General features: G+C 69.0%; 16 protein-coding genes and 1 pseudogene. 10 read left to right on the forward strand and 7 right to left on the reverse strand.

Features of this window, described 5'->3' with window-relative positions:
* Nucleotides 1–20 precede the first annotated feature (20 nt).
* From CAL24_RS18115 to CAL24_RS18125, 3 genes are all read left to right on the forward strand, one after another.
* A complete protein-coding gene (locus CAL24_RS18115; RefSeq protein WP_094807471.1) occupies nt 21–653 on the forward strand; it encodes a TetR/AcrR family transcriptional regulator in 633 nt (210 codons plus the stop codon).
* 47 nt (nt 654–700) lie between these two features.
* Nucleotides 701–1,543 carry a helix-turn-helix transcriptional regulator gene (locus CAL24_RS18120; protein ID WP_028352445.1) on the forward strand — a complete coding sequence of 281 codons (843 nt, stop codon included), beginning with the start codon at nt 701–703 and terminating at the stop codon, nt 1,541–1,543.
* Between the two features lie 83 nt (nt 1,544–1,626).
* Nucleotides 1,627–2,004 carry a cupin domain-containing protein gene (locus tag CAL24_RS18125; protein ID WP_094807472.1) on the forward strand — a complete coding sequence of 126 codons (378 nt, stop codon included), beginning with the start codon at nt 1,627–1,629 and terminating at the stop codon, nt 2,002–2,004.
* A gap of 27 nt (nt 2,005–2,031) precedes the next feature.
* On the opposite strand, the gene CAL24_RS18130 is transcribed toward CAL24_RS18125, so the two are convergent.
* Both CAL24_RS18130 and CAL24_RS18135 read right to left on the reverse strand, forming a co-directional pair.
* Nucleotides 2,032–3,510 (reverse strand): SulP family inorganic anion transporter, encoded by a 1,479-nt coding sequence (locus CAL24_RS18130; RefSeq protein ID WP_028352447.1) that lies wholly within the window; start codon nt 3,508–3,510, stop codon nt 2,032–2,034.
* Nucleotides 3,511–3,784: 274 nt separating this feature from the next.
* A complete protein-coding gene (locus CAL24_RS18135) occupies nt 3,785–4,741 on the reverse strand; it encodes a Bug family tripartite tricarboxylate transporter substrate binding protein (RefSeq protein ID WP_094807473.1) in 957 nt (318 codons plus the stop codon).
* Nucleotides 4,742–4,858: 117 nt separating this feature from the next.
* Here CAL24_RS18135 and CAL24_RS18140 point away from each other — a divergent pair, with 117 nt between their 5' ends.
* The gene (locus CAL24_RS18140; RefSeq protein WP_094807474.1) at nt 4,859–5,794 is read left to right on the forward strand and encodes a LysR family transcriptional regulator; all 936 of its coding nucleotides are present in this window, start codon (nt 4,859–4,861) and stop codon (nt 5,792–5,794) included.
* Between the two features lie 3 nt (nt 5,795–5,797).
* Here CAL24_RS18140 and CAL24_RS18145 read toward each other — a convergent pair whose 3' ends face one another.
* The gene (locus tag CAL24_RS18145; protein ID WP_249278576.1) at nt 5,798–6,763 is read right to left on the reverse strand and encodes a Bug family tripartite tricarboxylate transporter substrate binding protein; all 966 of its coding nucleotides are present in this window, start codon (nt 6,761–6,763) and stop codon (nt 5,798–5,800) included.
* Nucleotides 6,764–6,816: 53 nt separating this feature from the next.
* Nucleotides 6,817–9,141 (reverse strand): acyl-CoA dehydrogenase, encoded by a 2,325-nt coding sequence (locus CAL24_RS18150; RefSeq protein ID WP_170947121.1) that lies wholly within the window; start codon nt 9,139–9,141, stop codon nt 6,817–6,819.
* 225 nt (nt 9,142–9,366) lie between these two features.
* On the opposite strand from CAL24_RS18150, the pseudogene CAL24_RS18155 reads away from it, so the two are divergent.
* The 6 genes and pseudogenes from CAL24_RS18155 (at nt 9,367) to CAL24_RS18180 (ending at nt 17,120) form a co-directional block, all read left to right on the forward strand.
* Nucleotides 9,367–10,588: pseudogene (locus tag CAL24_RS18155) on the forward strand (CaiB/BaiF CoA transferase family protein).
* A gap of 15 nt (nt 10,589–10,603) precedes the next feature.
* Nucleotides 10,604–11,401: an enoyl-CoA hydratase/isomerase family protein gene (locus tag CAL24_RS18160; protein WP_094807477.1), complete on the forward strand. Its 798-nt coding sequence runs from the start codon at nt 10,604–10,606 to the stop codon at nt 11,399–11,401.
* Nucleotides 11,402–11,507: 106 nt separating this feature from the next.
* Complete coding sequence (locus tag CAL24_RS18165) at nt 11,508–12,731, forward strand: CaiB/BaiF CoA transferase family protein (RefSeq protein WP_094807478.1); 1,224 nt, start codon at nt 11,508–11,510, stop codon at nt 12,729–12,731.
* On the forward strand, nt 12,728–15,067 hold the full coding sequence (locus CAL24_RS18170) for an acyl-CoA dehydrogenase (RefSeq protein WP_094807479.1): 2,340 nt from the start codon (nt 12,728–12,730) through the stop codon (nt 15,065–15,067). Before CAL24_RS18165 ends, CAL24_RS18170 begins: the two co-directional genes overlap by 4 nt.
* 49 nt (nt 15,068–15,116) lie before the next feature.
* The gene (locus CAL24_RS18175; RefSeq protein ID WP_094807480.1) at nt 15,117–16,088 is read left to right on the forward strand and encodes a Bug family tripartite tricarboxylate transporter substrate binding protein; all 972 of its coding nucleotides are present in this window, start codon (nt 15,117–15,119) and stop codon (nt 16,086–16,088) included.
* A 54-nt stretch (nt 16,089–16,142) separates the two neighbouring features.
* Nucleotides 16,143–17,120, forward strand: a complete 978-nt coding sequence (locus CAL24_RS18180) for a LysR family transcriptional regulator (protein ID WP_094807481.1) — start codon at nt 16,143–16,145, stop codon at nt 17,118–17,120.
* Between the two features lie 9 nt (nt 17,121–17,129).
* Here the strand turns inward: CAL24_RS18180 and CAL24_RS18185 are convergent, their stop codons facing one another.
* From CAL24_RS18185 to CAL24_RS18195, 3 genes are read right to left on the reverse strand one after another with little or no spacing between them, the layout of a single operon-like run.
* Nucleotides 17,130–18,032, reverse strand: a complete 903-nt coding sequence (locus CAL24_RS18185) for an amidohydrolase family protein (protein WP_094807482.1) — start codon at nt 18,030–18,032, stop codon at nt 17,130–17,132.
* Between the two features lie 2 nt (nt 18,033–18,034).
* Nucleotides 18,035–18,646, reverse strand: a complete 612-nt coding sequence (locus CAL24_RS18190; protein WP_094807483.1) for a carboxymuconolactone decarboxylase family protein — start codon at nt 18,644–18,646, stop codon at nt 18,035–18,037.
* Nucleotides 18,647–18,659: 13 nt separating this feature from the next.
* Complete coding sequence (locus CAL24_RS18195) at nt 18,660–19,274, reverse strand: glutathione S-transferase family protein (RefSeq protein WP_094807484.1); 615 nt, start codon at nt 19,272–19,274, stop codon at nt 18,660–18,662.
* Between the last annotated feature and the right edge of the window lie 16 nt (nt 19,275–19,290).

Genomic DNA, 19,290 nt, shown 5'->3' on the forward strand with positions numbered 1-19,290 from the left:
TCGAACCGATAGGTACAGACATGAACCAGCCCCCTGCCGCCCTCGGCGAGAAGGCCCGGGCCGTCCTGGCGGGCGCGCGCCGGATCTTCCTGGAACACGGCTTCAGCGCCGCGTCGACCGACATGATCCAGCGCGCGGCCGGCGTATCGAAATCCACGGTCTATGCCCACTTCCCCACCAAGGAAGCCCTGTTCATCGCGGTCATCGAAGCCGAGTGCGCCTCCTTCATGGACACCGTGCGGCGCATCGACTTCCGCCCCGGCGCCCTGCCCGAAACGCTCAAGGCGCTGGCCGTGCGCTACCTGGAAGTGGTGTTGTCGCCCGCCGCGCTGGCGCTGTTCCGCGTCACCGTGGCGGACGCCCCGCGCTTCCCGCAACTGGCGCGCACCTTGTACCTGGCCGGCCCGCACGTCATGACCACGATGGTCGCCGAACACCTGGCGCGCGCCGCGCAGGCGGGCGAGATCGATCTCGCCGAGCCGGGCCGCGACGCCGCCGCCAGCCTGTTCGTCAGCATGGTGCGCGGCGAGCCCCACGTCGAATACCTGACCCACCCGGACGCCCGCCCCACCGAAGCGCAGCTCGACCAGTGGGCCACGCTGGCGGTCGGCACCTTCCTGCGGGCCTATGGGCGTACGCCCACCGGCAAGTAACATCGACAGGTCCGCTCAACCTCGCGTACCGCGCGCCAGAGCCGCCCATGCCCAGAATCCTCGAACCCGGCGATTATTTCGGCGCCACCCTGCCGCGCTACCACGACGACGGCATCGCCATCGCCGAAACGCGCTTCGCCGCCGATCTCGTCATTCCGCAGCACGAACACTTGAACCCGTTCTTCTGCTTCGTGCTGAACGGACGCGGCACCCGTTCATGGCCGGCGCGCGCCGGCGCCGACCGGCCCATGGCGCTGACCCTGTTCCCGGCCGGCGTGCCGCACGCCAACCGCTGGTACGGCGGCGGCGGCGAGGCATTGCACGTGGAATTCTCGCCCCTCTGGCTGGAACGGCTGGGCGGCCATGCAGGCGTGCTGCGCACGCCCAGCGACTTCGCCGCCGGCGCGCCGGTGTCATTGATGCGCCGGCTGGTGGCCGAGTGCCGCGAGCCCGATACGGCCACGCCCCTGGCGGTCGAGGGCCTGGTGCTCGAGCTGGTGGCCGCCTGCGCGCGCTCGGCCGCCCCGCGCGCCGCCGCCGGCGGGCGCCGCGCATGGCTGGATCGCGTCGAAGCCATGCTGCGCGAACGCTTCCATGAAAGCCTGGCGCTGGACGAGATCGCCGCCGCCAGCCATGTCTCCGCCGACCACCTGGCGCGCGAATTCCGCAAGCGCTTCGGCTGCAGCGTGGGCGAATACGTGCGCCAGCTGCGGCTGGAATTCGCCTGCCGGCAATTGGCCGCCGGGGGCGAACCGCTGGCGCGCATCGCGCAGGCCGCCGGCTTCGCCGACCAGAGCCATTTCACGCGGGTGTTCCGCCGCGCCATGGGCGCGACGCCGGCGGCCTATCGCGCCCAGCTCGCGCCGCATCGCTGCCGTTCCAGGAATTGACGCCGGCGTTCAAGACCGGCGCGCCGCGCCGGCATAGAGTCTGCCTGCATCGCCGCATTCCGCCGGCGCCCAGGAGAGCTCCCATGAATACCGCCCCGTTTCCCTATCTGACGCGACTCGACGTGCTGCACGGCGCCGGCGAGCGCATCGACGTGCCCGCGCTGGTCGCCGCCAATACCCATCCCTGGTACAACCAGACGCTCTGCCGCGTCAACGATTCAGTGGTCCGCCTGGGCGTGGTACAGGGCGAATATCACTGGCACAAGCACGATACCGAAGACGAGTTCTTCTATGTGGTCAGCGGCAATCTGCTGATCGACCTGGAGGACCGCACGGTCGACCTGCAGCCCGGCCAGGCCGTCGTCGTGCCCAAGGGCACCCGCCACCGCCCACGCGCGCCCGGCCAGACCGTGATGCTGATGGTCGAAGGCGCCGGCATCGTGCCCACCGGCGACGCCTGACGGCGGCGGGGCGCGGCCGCCGCCCTGTCAGTGCGGCGCCGCTGCCGCGCGCCCCGGCTTGTCGTGAGTGCCGTAGCGTTCGATCATGGTGCGGCTGGCGCGGTTCAGGCCGGTCACCTCCACCGCCACGCCGTGGCGCCGGAACTTGTGCACCACCCGGTCCAGCGCGTCGACCGCCGTGATGTCCCAGAAATGCGCATGGGCCAGGTCGATGCATACCGCCGGCACCGCTTCGTGGAAATCGAACGCCGCCACCATCGCCTCGGACGACGCGAAGAAGACCTGCCCGTGCACCGCATAGCGCCGCAGCGCCCCGCCCTCGGCCAGCGCCGACTCGACGCGCAGCACCATATGCACCTTGGAGGCAAAGAACACCGCGCTCAGCAGCACCCCCACCAGCACGCCGAGCGCCAGGTTGTGGGTCGCCACCACGACCGCCACGGTCGCCAGCATCACCGCCGACGAGCTCTTGGGATGAGTCGCCAGGTTGCGCAGCGAGGTCCAGCTGAAAGTGCTGATCGACACCATGATCATCACCGCCACCAGCGCGGCCATGGGAATCTGCCGCACCCAGGGGCCCAGGAACACCACCAGCACCAGCAGCACCACCCCCGCCGTGAAGGTGGACAGGCGGCCGCGCCCGCCGGATTTCACGTTGATGACGGACTGGCCGATCATGGCGCAGCCCGGCATGCCGCCGAGCAGGCCGGCCGCGATGTTGGCCAGGCCCTGGCCCTTGCATTCGCGGCTCTTGTCGCTGGGCGTGTCGGTGAAATCGTCGATGATGGAAGCGGTCATCAGCGATTCCAGCAGGCCCACCGCGGCCACCGTCACGGCATAGGGGAAGATGATCGACAAGGTCTGCCAGTCCAGCGGCACCGCGGGCAGCGCGAACGCGGGCAGATGCTCGGGGAAGGCGCCCATGTCGCCCACGGTACGGATCGGCAGCTCCAGCCACATGGCGATGGCGGTCAGCACCACGATGCACACCAGCGGCGACGGAATGGCGCGGCTCAGGCGCGGGAACAGATAGATGATGGCCAGCCCGCCCGCCGTCATGGCGTAGACCGTCCAATGCACGCCGGTCAGCTCGGGCAGCTGGGCCAGGAAGATCAGGATCGCCAGCGCATTGACGAAGCCGGTGATGACCGAGCGCGACACGAAGCGCATCAGCGCGCCCAGCCGCAGCAGCCCGGCGCCGATCTGCAGCAGGCCGGCCAGCACCGCGGTGGCGAACACATACTGCACGCCATGGTCGCGCACCAGCGAGGCGATCACCAGCGCCACGGCGCCGGTGGCGGCCGAGATCATGCCCGGCCGCCCGCCGGCGATCGCGCAGACCACCGCGATACTGAACGCGGCGTACAAGCCCACCTGGGGATCGACGCCGGCGATGATGGAAAACGCCAGGGCCTCGGGAATGAGGGCGAGCGCGACGACGATGCCGGCCAGCAGGTCGCCGCGGACATTGCCGAGCCAGTCCCGGCGCAATGTGGAAAACGTCATGGAGGATTCAAGCGAGGATGGTGCTGCAAGACAGCGGAGACCATCGGGGAAGTTTCGCGCGCATTGCGGGCGCGGCCGGTCGGCCGGCGCCCGGCACCGCATGCAAGCGCGGCGCGCGACAGCGCGCCCACCCGCGAATCTTCGTCCGAGGAGTTCAGGAGGAAGATTCGGCTGATGTCACATGGGTAGGCGCGGGCGAAATGACGGGATGAAGGCCGGGATTGTACACGTCCCGGTTGCCGCTCCCGCCGGCCGGAGGCATGAACGGAATGAGTCAGTCGGCGCCGATGCGCTGCCGTTCGATGATCTCGCGCCAGCGGGCTTCCTCTTCGCGGTTGAACTGCGCGAAGGCCGCCGGACCCTGCGGCGCGCCAATCAACCCCAGCCCCTTGATCTTGTCCTTTACCGCGGCCGTCTCGCTCACCGCCAGGATGGCCTCGGCCAGCCGCGCCCGCAGATCGCCCGGCGTCGCGGCCGGCAGGTAGAACCCGAACCAGCTGCTGGATACGACATCGGCGACACGGCCGCTCTCATTTACCGTGGGCAGGCCCGGCAGGTCGTCCAGCCGCTGCGGGGTCGCCACCGCCAGCGCGCGGATCTTGCCCTCGCGCGCGTAGGGCATCGACTGCATGGTGTCGAAATAGGCGTTGACCTGGCCGCCCAGGAAGTCTGTCATGGCGGCTCCCGTGCCCTTATAGGGCACCTGGATGACTTCTATGCCCGCCTTGGCGGCGAACAGCTCCGCCGCCAGGTGCGGGCTGGAGCCCACACCGGACGAGGCAAAACTGAGCCTGCCCGGATGCGCGCGGGCGAAGTCGACCAGCTCGCCGACATTGCGGGCCGGCACCGAGGGATGCACGTACAACACGTTCGGCGCCAGCGCCACGCGCGCCAGCGGCGCCAGGCTGGCCGGCTCATAAGGCATCTGCTTCAGCATGTACGGGTTGGTCACCATGCCGACGCTGCCCACCAACAGGGTATAGCCGTCGGCCGGCGCGCGGGCCACAGCGGCCGCGCCGATGGAGGCGCCGCCACCCGGCTTGTTCTCCACCACCACGGGCTGGCCCCAGCGCTGGCCCAGCGCATCGGCATACAGGCGCGCGATGTTGTCGGTCAGGCCGCCGGGCGAATATGGCACGACGATGGTCACGGGCCTGGCGGGAAAATCCGCCGCGGCGGCGGGCGCGGCGAAAGCCGTTAAACTGGCCAGCAGAAATAGAAAGCGGCGCATGGGGGTCTCCTCGTGGTCGTGGCGTATGGCCGTTGCATACGGCGCTGTTGGCAGTCTATTGGCGTCCCTGCCCGCATACGAGCGCCGCACCTGCAAACCAGAATTGCGACAAGTGATATGGCTACGCGTACGCCCCAATGGGATCTGCAACGACTATCGATCTTCATGAGCGTGGCCTCGGCCGGCAGCCTCAAGGGCGCGGCGAATGCGCTGGGCCTGCCGCAATCCGCGATCAGCAGGCAGATCACGCGCCTCGAAAGCCAGTGCAATGGCCGCCTGTTCAGCCGTACCGGCCGGGGAATGGTGTTGACCGAACTGGGCGAACGCCTGATGCCGCAGATCGACCGCCTGCTGGACCAGGCCGACGAGCTGTCCGGCGTCGTGGCGGAAAGCGCGGCCCAGCCCTTCGGCGAGGTGACGGTCGGCGCCCTGCCCTCGCTGTACCTGTCCGCCATCGTGCCGCTGTTCTTCGCGCTGCGCGACCAGCACCCCGGCATCAAGCTGCGCATCCTCGAAGGCTCGGGCGGCCAGATCGACCAATGGCTCGGCAATGGCGAGGTGGATATCGGCCTGCCCTATCGCTACGGGCCCTCGGCCGCCAATGATGCGGACCTGCTGTTCGACCTGGCTTCCTATCTGGTCGGCAGGCCCGGCGCGCCGCTGCTGGGACGCGACCATATCGCCTTCGCCGATCTCGACGGCGTGCCGCTCGTCCTGCCAGGGCGGCCCAGCGCCGTCAGGCTGCTGCTGGACCAGATCGCCCGGCGCGCCGGCATCTCGATCAACGTGGTGTTCGAGGCCGACTCTACTCAGTTGCAAAAAGCGCTGGCCGCGGGCGGCGGCGGCTACACGGTGCTTCCCATGCACGTGGTGCGCGACGAGATCGCGGCCGGCAAGATGCAGGCGGTGCGCATCGTCGAGCCGCAGTTGCGCCGCGGCCTGGTCCTGGCCGTGACGCGGGCCCGTCCGGCCTCGCTGGCCGTGCGCTCGGTAGTGGCGCTGCTGCGCCAGCACTTCGGCTCCGAGGCGGTGATGCGCAAGTTCCTGGACTAGGGCCTATTCCAGGCGCGCGCCCGAGACTTCGATCACCTGCTTCCATTTGGCCGCCTCGCGCTGCACGATGGCGGCCATTTCCTGCGGCGTGCTGCTCTCCGGCAGCAGGCCTACGTCGATCATGCGCCGCTGCAGGCCGGGCTGGGCAAGCACCTGCGCCACCGCGGCGTTCAGCTTGTCGATCACGGCGGCGGGCGTGCCGGCCGGCACCGTCAGGTAATTGACCGGCGACGCGTCGAAGCCGGCCAGATCGTCCGCGATGGGCGGCACGCCGGGCAGCATGGGCAGCGATTGGGGCGTCGTCACACCCAACGCCTTGACCGCGCCGGACTGGATGTGCGGCAAATAGACGGCGACACTGTCGATGGCGATCTCGACCGTGCCGCCCAGCACGTCGCGCAGCGCCGCGCCCGTGCCCGGATAAGGCACGTGGTCGATCTCGATGCCGGCCATGGCCTTGAACAGTTCGCCGGCCAGGTGGCTGGAGGCGCCGATTCCGGCGCTGGCAAAGCGCACCTCATGCGGGTGACCCTTGGCGTACGCCACCAGTTCCCGCACCGAGGCAACGGGCAGCGTCTTGCCCGCCACCAGCACGCTGGGCACGACCGCCAGCTTGGATACCGGCACGAGGTCCTTCTGCGGATCGTACGGCAGGCTTTTCATAAGATAGGGATTGGTGATCTGCGGACCCGGCGTCGTGTACAGCAGGGTATAGCCGTCCGGCGCCGCGCGCGCCACCTGTGTGGCGCCGATGGTGCCGCCCGCGCCCGGCTTATTTTCCACCACTACCGGTTGGCCGAGGATCTTGCCGAGCGGCTCGGCCACCAGGCGCGCCGTCAGGTCGGCGCCGCCGCCGGGCGCGAACGGCACGATCAGGCGCAGCGGACGGTCCGGATACTCCGCCTGGGCCGGCGCCATGGGAACCAGTGCGGCGAATAATGCGATAGCGTGCAAAAGACTGCGCGGCATGATGTTGTCTCCTGTTTGTAGGTTCTGTTCAAGATACCGGGCACGACGGCGCTTCAGGCCGGCAACCCGAGCACGTGCTTGGCGAGAATATTGCGCTGTATTTCATTGGTGCCGCCGTAGATCGTGGTGATCGCCGAGTTGTACAAGCGCCCGGCCGGCGTGATGCGCGTATCGCCCGCCACATGCGAACCGGCGTCGCCGCCATGCTCGGCGGCCGCCTCCACTACCTGCATGGCGATGCGCGAGTACACCTCGGTCGCCCATACCTTCAGCAGGGATACGCTGGGCGGCAGCTTCTCGCCGCGCTTGACCATGTCGGCGTATTCCGCGTACAGCGACTGCAGGTCGGCCACATCCAGCAGCGACGCCGCGTACATGGCCTGGAAGCGCTCGCTGGCGAACAGGCCGGCGGCCTCGCCAACCCGCCGCAACTGGTTCAGGGCGTAGCGGGCCTGTGCCGGGCTGCCGACAAAGATGCGCTCGAATTCGAGGAGCGCCTTGGCGATGGTCCAGCCCTGGTTGAGTTCGCCCACCAGGTTTTCCTTCGGCACCCGCACCGCATCGAAGAACACTTCGCAGAACTCTTCCTCGCCGCCGATATTGCGGATGGGGCGCACCGTGATGCCGGGCGTCTTGATATCGGCCAGCAGGAAGCTGATGCCGGCCTGCTTCTTGGCGGTCTTGTCGGTGCGCACCAGCATGAAAATATGCGTCGCATCCTGCGCCAGCGTGGTCCAGATCTTCTGCCCCGTCACCACGAAGTCGTCGCCGTCCGGCACGGCCTCGGTGCGCAGCGAAGCCAGGTCGGAGCCGGCATTGGGTTCGGAGTAGCCCTGGCACCAGATATGATCGCCGGCGATGATGCGCGGCAGGTACTTGCGGCGCTGCGCCTCGGTGCCATAGCGGATCAGGATGGGCCCGATATTGATAATGCCCTGGTCGGGCATGCGGGCTACCCCATGGGCTTCCATTTCCTCGACCATGGCGATGATGCGCTCCGGCCCGAGCGCCATGCCCCCGTGCTCCCGGGGCCAGGCGGGCGCCAGCCAGCCCTTGCGGGCGAGCGCCAGATACCAGGGGCGCATGTCGTTCCAGTGCAGCCGCTGCGGCGGATGGCGCAGATGCTCGGGATAGTATTGCCGGATGAATGACCGTACGCGCGCCCGGAACGCTTCCTCGGGGATCGCGTTCCAGTCGATGCCGGCGTCCGATTCCGGCGGTTCGGGCGGCAGGTCCGGCGCGCCCGCATCACCCGCACCGTCGTGCCGCCAGTAGCGCAGGGCCAGCGCGCGGTTTTCCTGGACCCCGCCCAGCCAGCTGCACAAATGCAGCGCACGCTTGAGATACAGGCCGACATCGCACTCATCGGTGTATCCGATGGCGCCATGCATCTGGATCGCTTCGCGCGTCATGTGCAGCGCGGCGTGCGCGCAGCGGCTCTTCAGCCGCGCTGCCCAGGCCTGGAAGTCCGCGCCGGCGACCTCGGCGGCACCGGCCGCATCCTGCAGCACCGCCTGCGCCAGCCGCACCTGGAGGTGGGCGTCCACCATCCGGTGCTGCAAGGCCTGGTTCGCGCCTATCGGGCGGTTGAACTGGACACGGGTCTTCAGATAGTCCAGCGTCAGGTCATGCGCCTGCAGCGCGATGCCCAGCAATTCGGCCGCCTGCGCCACGCGCGTCTGCCCATTGGCTGCGGCCACCGCCGCCTCGACTGCCGCGCCATGGGCCAGCAGCGCATCGCCATCGAGGGCGACGTCGTGGAACGACAAAGTCGCCGCCGGCGTCCCGTCGACGCGCTCGTGCATGCCGACCTCCAGCCCCGGCGTATCCGCGGCCAGCCAGCACAGCGCCGGCTCCTGGCCGCGACGGCATACCACCAGCCAGCCGTCCGCCCCGGCGGGATACACCCATTGCTTGCGGCCGTTCAACACATCGCCGTCCGGCCGCGCCGTCAGCGCGGCCGCCGGCGGTTCGTACTCCAACTGCCGGGCGCTTTCCTGCCAGGCCAACCCCACAACGCGGCGGCCGGCGGCGATATCGGCCAGCAGCGCATCGCGACGCCCGCCGGGCGGGAGGGCGTTCAACGCCGCGACCGCCTGCACGCCCACGGCAATGACGGGCTCCGGCAGGGGATGCCGGCCGATCTCGCACGCGATGGCGGCAAATTCCCGCAGGCCCAGCCCCAGGCCGCCATGCCGCTCGGCAACCAGCAGCCCGGGCCAGCCGGCCTGCGCAAGCTTGGACCAGGTCGCGCGTTCGAAGCCGGGCAGCGTGCCGCGCAGGGCTCGCAGCCGCGATAACGGACTTTCCTGGCGGAGCAGGTCCCTGGCGCTGTCCTGGAACGCGCGTATCACTTCGGCATCCGCGCCACTGCTCATCGCTCGACCTTCCTGCATCAGTCCTCCGTCCCTCGGGTTGATCTCCCGGCGAGTCTAGGAGCAAACCGCCACGGCGGGCGCACGCCGCCGGCAAACCAGAATTGACAGAATTGCAATGGGCGCGGATTGCACGCGGCCGCATAACAGCCTTGCCGATCGCGGCATCCTGCCATGACGCTATCCGCCTAGACTTGTCGCACCACACAGCCGTCAAGGAGAATGGCTTTGCAGCCGCTGTTATCGAACATCAAGGTGCTGGACCTGAGCCGGGTGCTGGCCGGCCCGTGGGCCAGCCAGATACTGGCCGACCTGGGCGCCGACGTCATCAAGGTCGAGCGCCCTGGGCGCGGCGACGATACTCGCGCCTGGGGTCCGCCCTTCCTCAAGGATCGCGACGGCGCCGACACCGCCGATGGCGGCTACTTCGTCGCCACCAATCGCGGCAAGCGCTCCATCACGATCGACCTGCAGACGCCCGAGGGGCAGGATCTGGTTCGCCAGCTATGCCGCGACGCCGATGTCGTGCTGGAGAACTACAAGGTCGGCACGCTGGCGCGCCTGGGCCTGGACTACGCCACGCTCTCGCGGCTCAATCCCCGGCTGGTGTATTGCTCGGTCACCGGCTTCGGCCAGAGTGGTCCGCGCGCGCCGGAACCGGCCTACGACTTCCTCATCCAGGCCATCGGCGGCCTGATGAGCTTCACCGGCGAACGCGACGACAAGCCCGGTGGCGGTCCGCAGAAAGTCGGGGTGCCCATCGTCGACCTGACCACCGGCGTGTATGCCGCGCTCGGCATCCTGGCGGCGCTGCTGCGCCGGGCCCAGGTCGGCGCCGGCGAGTACATCGACGTGGCCATGCTCGACGTACAGGTCGGGCTGCTGGCAAACCAGGCGATGAACTTCCTGCTCGGCAACCGGGTGCCGCGCCGCACCGGCAATGCCCATCCCAACATCCAGCCGCAACGCACGTTCGCCTGCGCGGATGGCGACATTGTGCTGGTTGTCGGCAACGACCAGCAGTTCGCCGCGCTGTGCCGCGCCATCGGACGGCCCGAGCTGGCCGGCGACGAACGCTACGCAACCAACGGCCAGCGCGTGCGCAACCAGTCCGCGCTCGATCCCATCCTGGACGCCGCGTTCGCCGCCCGGCCGCGCGCCTACTGGCTCGATGCGCTCAAGCAGGCGGGCGTGCCCGCCGGGTCGATCAACACGGTGCCGGAGGTCTTCGCCGATCCGCAAGTGCGGCATCGCGACATGCTGCGTCACCTGCCGCATCCGGTTGCAGGCAGCGTCCCGCAGGTCATGAACCCGTTGAAATTCGGCGCCTCCGGCCTGCGGGCCGACTTGGCGCCGCCCCCTGCTGGGGCAACACACCGAAGAGATCCTGGCGGAACTCGGCCTGGGCGCCGAACAGATCCAGGACTACCGCAACCGCAACATCATCTGAACCCGGAGACACCTCATGACCACCCCGACCGACCTCGCCGGCCCGTACACCGCCCTGGATGTCAGGATCGAGGACGGCATCGCCGTCGTGCTGCTCGCCAATCCGCCCGTCAACGCGCTGAGCACGGAGATGATGAATGAGCTCACGCTTCTACTGGATCGTATTTCGGAGGTCTCCGACGTGCGCGCGGTCGTGCTGTCCGGCCAGGGCAAGACCTTCTGCGCCGGCGCCGACCTGAAGAACCGCGCCACCACCATACGCGGTCCCGGCGACCTGCCGCAACACTCGCGGCGCACGCGCGAGTGCTTCCATGCCATCCGCGAATGCGCCAAACCCGTGGTCGGCGCGATCAACGGCGCGGCGCTCGGCGCCGGCCTGGCCATCGTCGCGTCCTGCGACATCCTGCTGGCGGCCTCTTCGGCGGTGGTGGGCCTGCCGGAGATCAATGTCGGCCTGCTGGGCGGCGGCCGGCACGGCATGCGCCTGTTCGGCCATTCGCGCCTGCGCCGCATGATGCTCACCGGACTGCGCATCGACGGCGACGAACTCTATCGCCTCGGCGTGGTGGAAGCCTCCGTGCCGGCCGAAGCGCTGATGGACCACGCCATGGAGCTGGCGCGCGAGCTTGCCTCCAAGAGCCCGCTGGCCACCGTATTGGCCAAGCAGACCCTCAATGCGATCGAGGACATGAGCCTGCGCGACGGCTACCGCTATGAACAGGACATGACCGCGGCCATCGCCAAGACGGAGGACGCGGCCGAGGCGCGGCGCGCGTTCCTGGAAAAGCGCGCGCCGGTATTCCAGGGCCGCTAGCGGCCGCGCGTCGAACCGCGGCGGCGCGCATAACAGCTATTACCGCGCAGCCGTAGGTCCGTCCCGGACACCTGCCTACACTGCCTTCCAACAATCAGGAGGCGATATGGCAGGTGCTCTGAGCGGCTTGAAGGTGCTGGACCTGAGCCGTGTATTCTCCGGGCCGTGGGCGGCCCAGATGCTGGCTGACTTCGGCGCCGACGTCATCAAGGTCGAACGGCCCGGCAGGGGCGACGACGTGCGCCACCAAGGCTATCCCATGCCGGACCGCGACGGACGGCCCAGCGGCCCGACGTCCTCGTTTGTCGCCATGAACCGCGGCAAGCGTTCCGTGACCATCGACATCTCCCGTCCGGCCGGCCAGGAGCTGGTGCGGGAGCTGGCGCGGCAGTCGGATGTGCTGATCGAGAACTTCAAGGCAGGCGACCTGCGCCGCTACGGCCTCGACTATGCGGCCCTGTCCGGGCTCAATCCGCGGCTGGTCTATTGCTCCATCACCGGCTTCGGCCAGGACGGCCCCTACAGCCACCTGCCCGGCTACGACCCCATCTTCCAGTCCATGAGCGGGCTGATGAGCCTGACCGGCATGCCCGACGGCGAACCGGGCGCGGGGCCGGTCAAGGCGGGGTATTCCGTGTCCGACCTCACGGCCGGGTTCTATGCAGTGGCGGCCATTCTCGCGGCGCTGCGGCACCGCGACCAGGTATCCGGCGCGGGGCAGCATATCGACCTGGCGTTGCTGGACGCACAGATCGCCGCCATCTCGCACATGGGCATGAATTATCTCGCTACCGGACGCCAGCCGGAGCGTGTGGGCAGCGCTTCGCAGATCACCGCCCCATTCCAGGCTTTCCCCTGCCGGGACGGACACATCATGATCGCGGTCGGCAACGACGCGCAGTTCCGCAGCTTCTGCCACGCCATCGACAGGCCGGAACTGGCATCGGATCCGCGTTTCGGGACCAATCCCCAGCGGGCCGCGCAGCGCGCGGAATTGGCGGCGCTGATCGAACCGGCCATGCGCACGCGCACGGTGCGGCAGTGGAACGATGCGCTGGCGGCGGCGAATGTTCCCTGCGGCCCCATCTACACCATGGAGCAGGTCTTCCAAGACCCGCAAGTCCGGCATCGCGGGCTGCTGGGCGAGGTGGCGCATCCGCAACTCGGCCGGCTGCCGGTCATAGGCAACCCGATTCATTTCTCGCAGACGCCCGTGCAGATCGGGGTGCCGCCGCCCATGCTGGGCGAACACACCGCCGCGGTGCTGGCGTCGGAGCTCGGCATGGGCGAGTTGGACATCGGCCGCCTGCGCGCGGAGGGCATCGTATGACGGCCATCGACCACCAACTGATCGAGGCGGTGCGCGACAGCGCGCGCGACTTCCTGCAGCGGCGCGACCAGCGGCGGCGCAAGCGTGCGCAGCCCGCCCGGGATGCCGGCTACTGGCGGGAGATTGCCGCCATGGGATGGCTGGCGATGACGGTGCCGGAGGCACAGGGCGGGCTGGGCATGGGATGGCACGCCATGGCGACGGTCGTGCAAGAAGCCGGCCGGGCCGCGCTGCCCGATCCGTTGGTGGCCGCGGGCATCATCCCTGCAGCGTTGCTGGCGCGCCTGCATCGGCAGGCCGGCCCGGACCGGTGCGAGCGCCTGCTGGCGGACGTGTGCGAAGGCGGGCGCGTGGTCTGCCTGGCCTGGCAGGAAAGCGAGGGACAGCTCGAAGCGAGCGAAGCCTCGGGCGCATTCGGCGTCAGCTTTGCGCCCCGCGACGGCGGTTATGTGCTGAACGGCGAAAAGCGCCACATAGTGCCCGGCGCGCACGTCGACGCCTGGCTCGTCACCGCGGACGGCCCGGATGGCACCGCGCTGTTCCTGGTTCCCGCCGGCACGCCCGGGGTCGGCGCGCATGCGCATGAACGCGCGGACGGCACACCCGCCTGCCACCTGTCCTTCGACTCCGTCTGCCTGCCGCCGGACGCGCTGCTGTCGGCGCACGCCATCGCGGATACTGTCGATGCGGCGCTCGACCATGGCCGCCTGATGCAGGCGGCCGAACTCATCGGCATGGCGCGCCAGGCGCTGGCCGACTCGGTGGCGTACCTGAACACCCGCCAGCAGTTCGGCCGGCCGCTGGCCTCATTCCAGGCCTTGCAGCATCGCCTGGTGGACGCCGCCATGCAAGTGGAGCTGGCCCAGAACAGCCTGACGGACGCGCTCGACACACTGGCGGACGCGCCCCGGGCCGGCGCCAATGCGCTCAAGAGCCTCGCCAGCCGGGTGAAGGCCCGCGCGGCGCATGCCAGCCTGCAGGCCTGCCGGCTAGCCATCCAATTGCATGGCGCCATCGGCTACACCGACGAATGCGACATCAGCCTGTATTTCCGCGCCACCTTGCACCAGGCCGCCTGGCTCGGCAATGCCGCCGCCCATCGCCAGCGCTATGCGGCCCTGGCCGCCGATGTCCCGGCCGAAGACGCTGCGCGCCCGCGCCAGGAATGGACCGAGTTCCCGCGCCAGGCCGACTGGAATGCCATGCCGGAGGCCGAATTCCGCGCCATGCTGCGGGAGTTCTTCCGCCGGCATTATCCCGACCGCCTGCGTCATGCCGCATGGCGCCTGCACTGGAACGACATCAAGGAATGGTATTTCACCCTGTCGCGCCAGGGCTGGATCGCGCCTTCCTGGCCGCGCGAACATGGCGGCATGGAGCTGTCGCCGGCGCGGCAGATCGCCTTCATCGAGGAAGCCGAACGCTACGGGGTGGCGCGCGCTCCCGACCAGGGGCTGGTGATGCTGGGCCCGATCCTGATCCGCTACGGCACGCCCGAGCAGCGGGCCCGCTTCCTGCCAGGCATCCTGTCCGGCCGGGACGTCTGGGCCCAGGGCTACTCGGAGCCCAACGCCGGCTCGGACCTCGCGGCGCTGCGCTGCGAAGCGGTGCCCGATGGCGACCACTTCGTGGTCACGGGCCAGAAGACCTGGTCGACGCTGGCGCAGGATGCCACTCACATGTTCATGCTGGTGCGTACCGACAAGACCGTCAAGAAGCAGGCGGGCATCAGCTTCCTGCTGGTCGACCTGGATAGCCCGGGCGTCAGCCGGCGGCCCATCAGGACCGTATCCGGCCACGAGGAGTTCTGCGAAGTGTTCTTCGACCAGGTCCGCGTGCCGCGCGCGAACCTGGTCGGCGATCTCAATGCGGGCTGGGGCATCGCCAAAGCGCTGTTGGGCTTCGAGCGGCTATTCAGCGGCAGCCCCAAGCACGCCAACCACGCGCTGCAGCAGATCCTGCAGATCGCCCGGCAGCGCGGCCTGCTGGCCGACCCTGCGTTCGGCGACCGGCTGGCGGAATTGCGCCTGGACACCGCCGACCTGACCGCCATGTACCGCGTATTCGCCGACATGGCCAGGGCCGGCCGCCCGCTGCCTCCCGAGCTCTCGCTATTGAAGATCTGGGCGACCGAAACGCACGAGCGCCTTGGCGCCCTGTTGATCCAGATCGCGGAGGAATACGGCGGCGCCGCCATGACGGACACCTACCCCAATAGCGGCGTCCACGTGCTGGCGCCCTACACCAACGCGCTGGCGGCCACCATCTTCAGCGGCACCAACGAAATCCAGAGAAACATCTACGCCAAGCAGGTCCTGGGCCTGCAAGGCGCCTGAGAAAACGGGTCACCCGCGACCGCGGGCCCCATCATTTTGGAGAGAGACAATGAAAAAGACGTGCGCGTCCATCGCGGCGGCGCTGCTGCTGGCCGCCAGCCTACTGCCGGCCGCGCGGGCCGGCGAGTCCTGGCCCAGCCAGCCGATCCGCCTCATCGTGCCCTATCCGCCCGGCGGCTCGGTGGACAACCTGGCCCGCCTGCTGGCGCCGGTGCTGGGCAAGCGACTGGGCCAGAGCATCGTGATCGAGAACCGGGCCGGCGCCAGCGGCACCATCGGGGTAGACGCGACGATCCGCGCGGCGCCGGACGGCTATACGTTCGGATTCGGCGTGCCGGGCGCCATCAGCGGCCTGCCGCATGTCATGAAAGTCCCCTATGACTTGGCGAAAATCCAGTACGTCTCGCTGGTGGCGCGGGTGCCCCAGGCGATCATGGTGAACCCGTCCAATCCGGCGCGGACCCTGCCGGATTTCGTAGCCGCGGCCAAGGCGGCGCCCGGCCGGTACAACTACGGCTCGGCTGGCAACGTCACCACTCCCCATCTGGGCGGCGAACTGCTCAAGCAGCAGACCGGCATCGACCTGGTCCACGTGCCCTACAAGGGCGCGTCGCCCGCGCTGACCGCCTTGATGGCCAATGAAGTGCAGATGTTTGCCGGCGACGTGTCGGCTGCGCTGGGCTTCATCAGGTCAGGCAAGGTGCGGCCGCTGGCGGTCAGCAGCCCCGAGCGCTTTGAAGGCCTGCCGGATGTCCCCACCACCGGAGAACTCGGCTATCCCGGCGTCATCGTCGAATCCAACTACGGGATCATCGCCCCCACCGGCACGCCGCCCGCCATCGTCGGGCAAATGGCCGAGGCGGTTGCCGCGGCGCTGGCCGAGCCGGCGCTGCACCGGCAGATCGTCGCCCAGGGAGCTGTCCCGCAGGCCACCACGCCGCAAGCATATCGGCAGCTGATGGAGGACGAGTCGCGCAAGTGGGGCGAGGTCATACGCAAGGGCAAGCTGGGCCTGCAATAGGCTGCCGCCCGGCCGGTGATTTATAGTGTCTGCGCTTCTTCACGACCTCCTGCCATGCCTTCCGCCAAAGCCACAGGCCTGAGCCTGGACATTACCGCCGACCTGCATAAGTGGCGCGCCTTCCTGGCCATCGCTGAACTGGGCAGCATCACACGTGCCGCCTTGTATCTGGACCAGGACCAGTCGGTGCTGAGCCGGCGCATCAATGCGCTGGAACGCGAATGCAATGCCCGCCTGTTCAACCGCACCGGCCGCGGCGTGCAGTTGTCGGAGGTGGGAACGCGCCTGTTCCCGCTGGTGCGCACGCTGCTGGGCGATGCCGAGCGGCTCGAGCTCGAGCTCAACGGCCAGGCCCGCGAGCCCGCCGGCGAAGTGACGCTCGGGCTGCTGCCGTCCACCGCGCATCCGCTCATCCGCCGGCTGTTCTCCCGCCTGCGCAAGGCCTTTCCCAAGGTGCACCTGAAGATCCTGGAGGGTTCGAGCGGGCAGATCGAGGAATGGCTCACCGACAACCGGGTCGACATCGCCATCCTGTATCGCTACGGCGAAAAATGCCCTCCCGGCGAACAGGCGCTGGCTTACGTGGACTCCTACCTGGTCGGCGCCGCCGACGATCCCCGCACGCGGGCCGACGATATCCCGTTCGCCGAACTGGACGGCCTGCCCTTCATCCTGCCGGGCGCGCCCAATGGCGTGCGCAATGCGCTCGACGGCCTGGCGCGCGCGCGCAAGATCACCATCGCGCCGCTCATCGAGGCGGATTCCCTGCCATTGATGAAATCCATCGTCGCCCAGGAACGGATGTACACCGTGCTGCCGCTGCACGCCGTCTGGCAGGAAGTACAGGAAGGCTGGCTGAGCGCCGCCCTGCTGCGCGACCCGTCGATGGGCCGCATCATCTCGATGGCCCTGTCGCGCACCAAGGGGCCGGGCCGCACGGTCATGGAAGTGGCCGCGCAGATCGAAGACCTGGTGCGCGAAATGGGCGACGAAGGCGTATGGCGGACGCGCCTGGAAAAAGCGACGGAATAGCGGGCGCGGTCAGCGGAATCCGTAGAGCCGCGCCGGGTTGTCCACCCATACTTTGCGCCGCAGCGTGTCGTCGCCCAGCCATTCGTACTCGAGGTCAACGAGCGCGTCGGCATAAGGCGCAGCCTGCCCCATCCGCACGAACGGCCAATCCGACCCCCACAATACCTGGTCCGCATTCGCGGCCACGAAGGCATCGTGCAGTCGCCGGGCATCCTCGTAGCCCGGCGCGCCGCCGACGCGGCACACGGTCAGCTTGATCCACACCAGGCCGTCGGCCAGCAGCCCGCGCAGCAGTGCGAACGCCGCATCGCCGGGGCCGCGCGCCGAGGCCAGGCTGCCCAGGTGATCGATCACCAGCGGCACCTGCAGCCTGGCGAGCGCGGGCAGGTGCCGCAGATAAGCCTCGGATGGCGCCCATAGCTGCGCATGCAAGCCGAACTGGCGCATGCGCGGCGCCAGCGCAGCCACTTGGTCAAAGCCGACGCTGCCCGGGAACAGGCGGCCGGCCGGATCGCGCGCCTCGACGAAGCGCAGCCCACGCACGCCGCCGTCATACAGATTCTGCAGTTGCGCGTCACTGATATCCGGATCGGCCACGGCGATGCCGCGCAGGCGTTCCCCGCCTGCGGCCAGTGCATCCAGCAGCGCCGCGGCCTCGGTGCCATAGGGTGCGGGCTGGACCAGCACGCCGCGTTGCGCGCCTAGCGTATCGAGCATGTGCAGGTAGCGTCCGACCGGCGCGTCCGGGGCGGCATACGACGAAGGATGTTGCAGTGGAAAGCGGTCATACGGGCCGAACACGTGACAGTGAGCGTCGCAGGCCAGCGGCGGCAACCGGTGACGCGGGCGTCCCGGCATGCGCGGGGCCTCGGTGCTGGCCGGAACGTACGGCTTGGTGGCATCGACAGGCATCGTCAGCGCTCCCGCCCAGGCGCCGCCGGCAATCGGCTCAGCGCGGCGCAGCCGTCCCGCAGCGGCGTATCCAGGGGCGCAGGCGCATTGTCCGGCATCGGAATTTCGTGCGCGTTCAGGGTCATCGATACCATGGTGTAGTAGCCCACCACGGCAGTCAGCTCCACGACGCCCACCACCTGCCAAGCTGCCAGCGCGCGCCCGTACAGCTCTTGGGCGACCTGGCCGGTTTCCTGCAATTGACGGCTGAACTCATAGGCGATCGCGTCGCCGGCTTGTTCGAAGACCGGCTCGCGCCGGGTGCGGATCGCCTCGATCACGACGGACGGCACGCCGGCGGCGGCCGCCGCTTGCGCATGAATATGCCATTCGATCTGGCTGTTCCAGCGCCGCGCCGTGACCAGGATGGCCAGCTCGCTGACGCGCGGCGGCAGGCTCGTGCCATAGCGCAGCAGGGCCCCGAGCGCCTGCCAGCGCTCGGCCAGGTCCGGATTGTGCAGCGCCGCGCGCAGCGGGCCGACCAGCCGGCCACGCGGCCCGGAGACGATCTGCTCGTAGACGCGTTTCTGGTCGGCGCTCATCGCGTCCGGGCTGGGCAAGGGAATTCGGCTCATGGACGAGGCTCGTTCAAGGGGTTTCAGTGGGCGCGCTGCGCAGCACGGAAGGCCGCTGCGCGAATCGCTCATGCCAGGCCGCGAGCTTGGGATGCCCGTCGCGCCAGGCAATATCAGGAAAGCGGTAATCCAGGTACGACAGCGCGCAGCCGATGGCGATACGGCCCAGGTCGAAGGGGCCCGCCTGCAGCTCGTGCGCCTCGGCCTCCAGTGCCGCCAGCACCGCCTCGACCTTCAGGGAAAAAGCGTCCAGCCAAGCCTCCGTCTGCCGCTGCGGCGGCTTGGCGCGCTCCTGGCGGTAAAGCAGCAGCACATCCAGCAAGCCGTCGCCAAGCGCCTGGCGCCGCTCGGCCAGCAGGCGCGCGCGCGGCTCGGCCGGCAGCAAGCCGCAACCGCCCAGCGTATCGAGGTAGGCGCAGATCACCCGCGAGTCGTACACGGACGTGCCGTCGTCGAGCACCAGGGTCGGCAGCTTGATCAGGGGATTGTCGGGCAGCAGATCCAGGTTGGGCTTGTCCATCGCCACCGGCGTGCGCACCAATTCCACCGTGTCCGCCAGGCCGGCTTCGTGCAGGACGATCATGACTTTGCGCACGAAAGGCGAACGCGGCGACCAGTGCAGTTTCATACCAACTCCTATGAGG

The sequence above is a fragment of the Bordetella genomosp. 2 genome (genome assembly GCF_002261345.1).
Lineage (GTDB): Bacteria > Pseudomonadota > Gammaproteobacteria > Burkholderiales > Burkholderiaceae_B > Bordetella_A.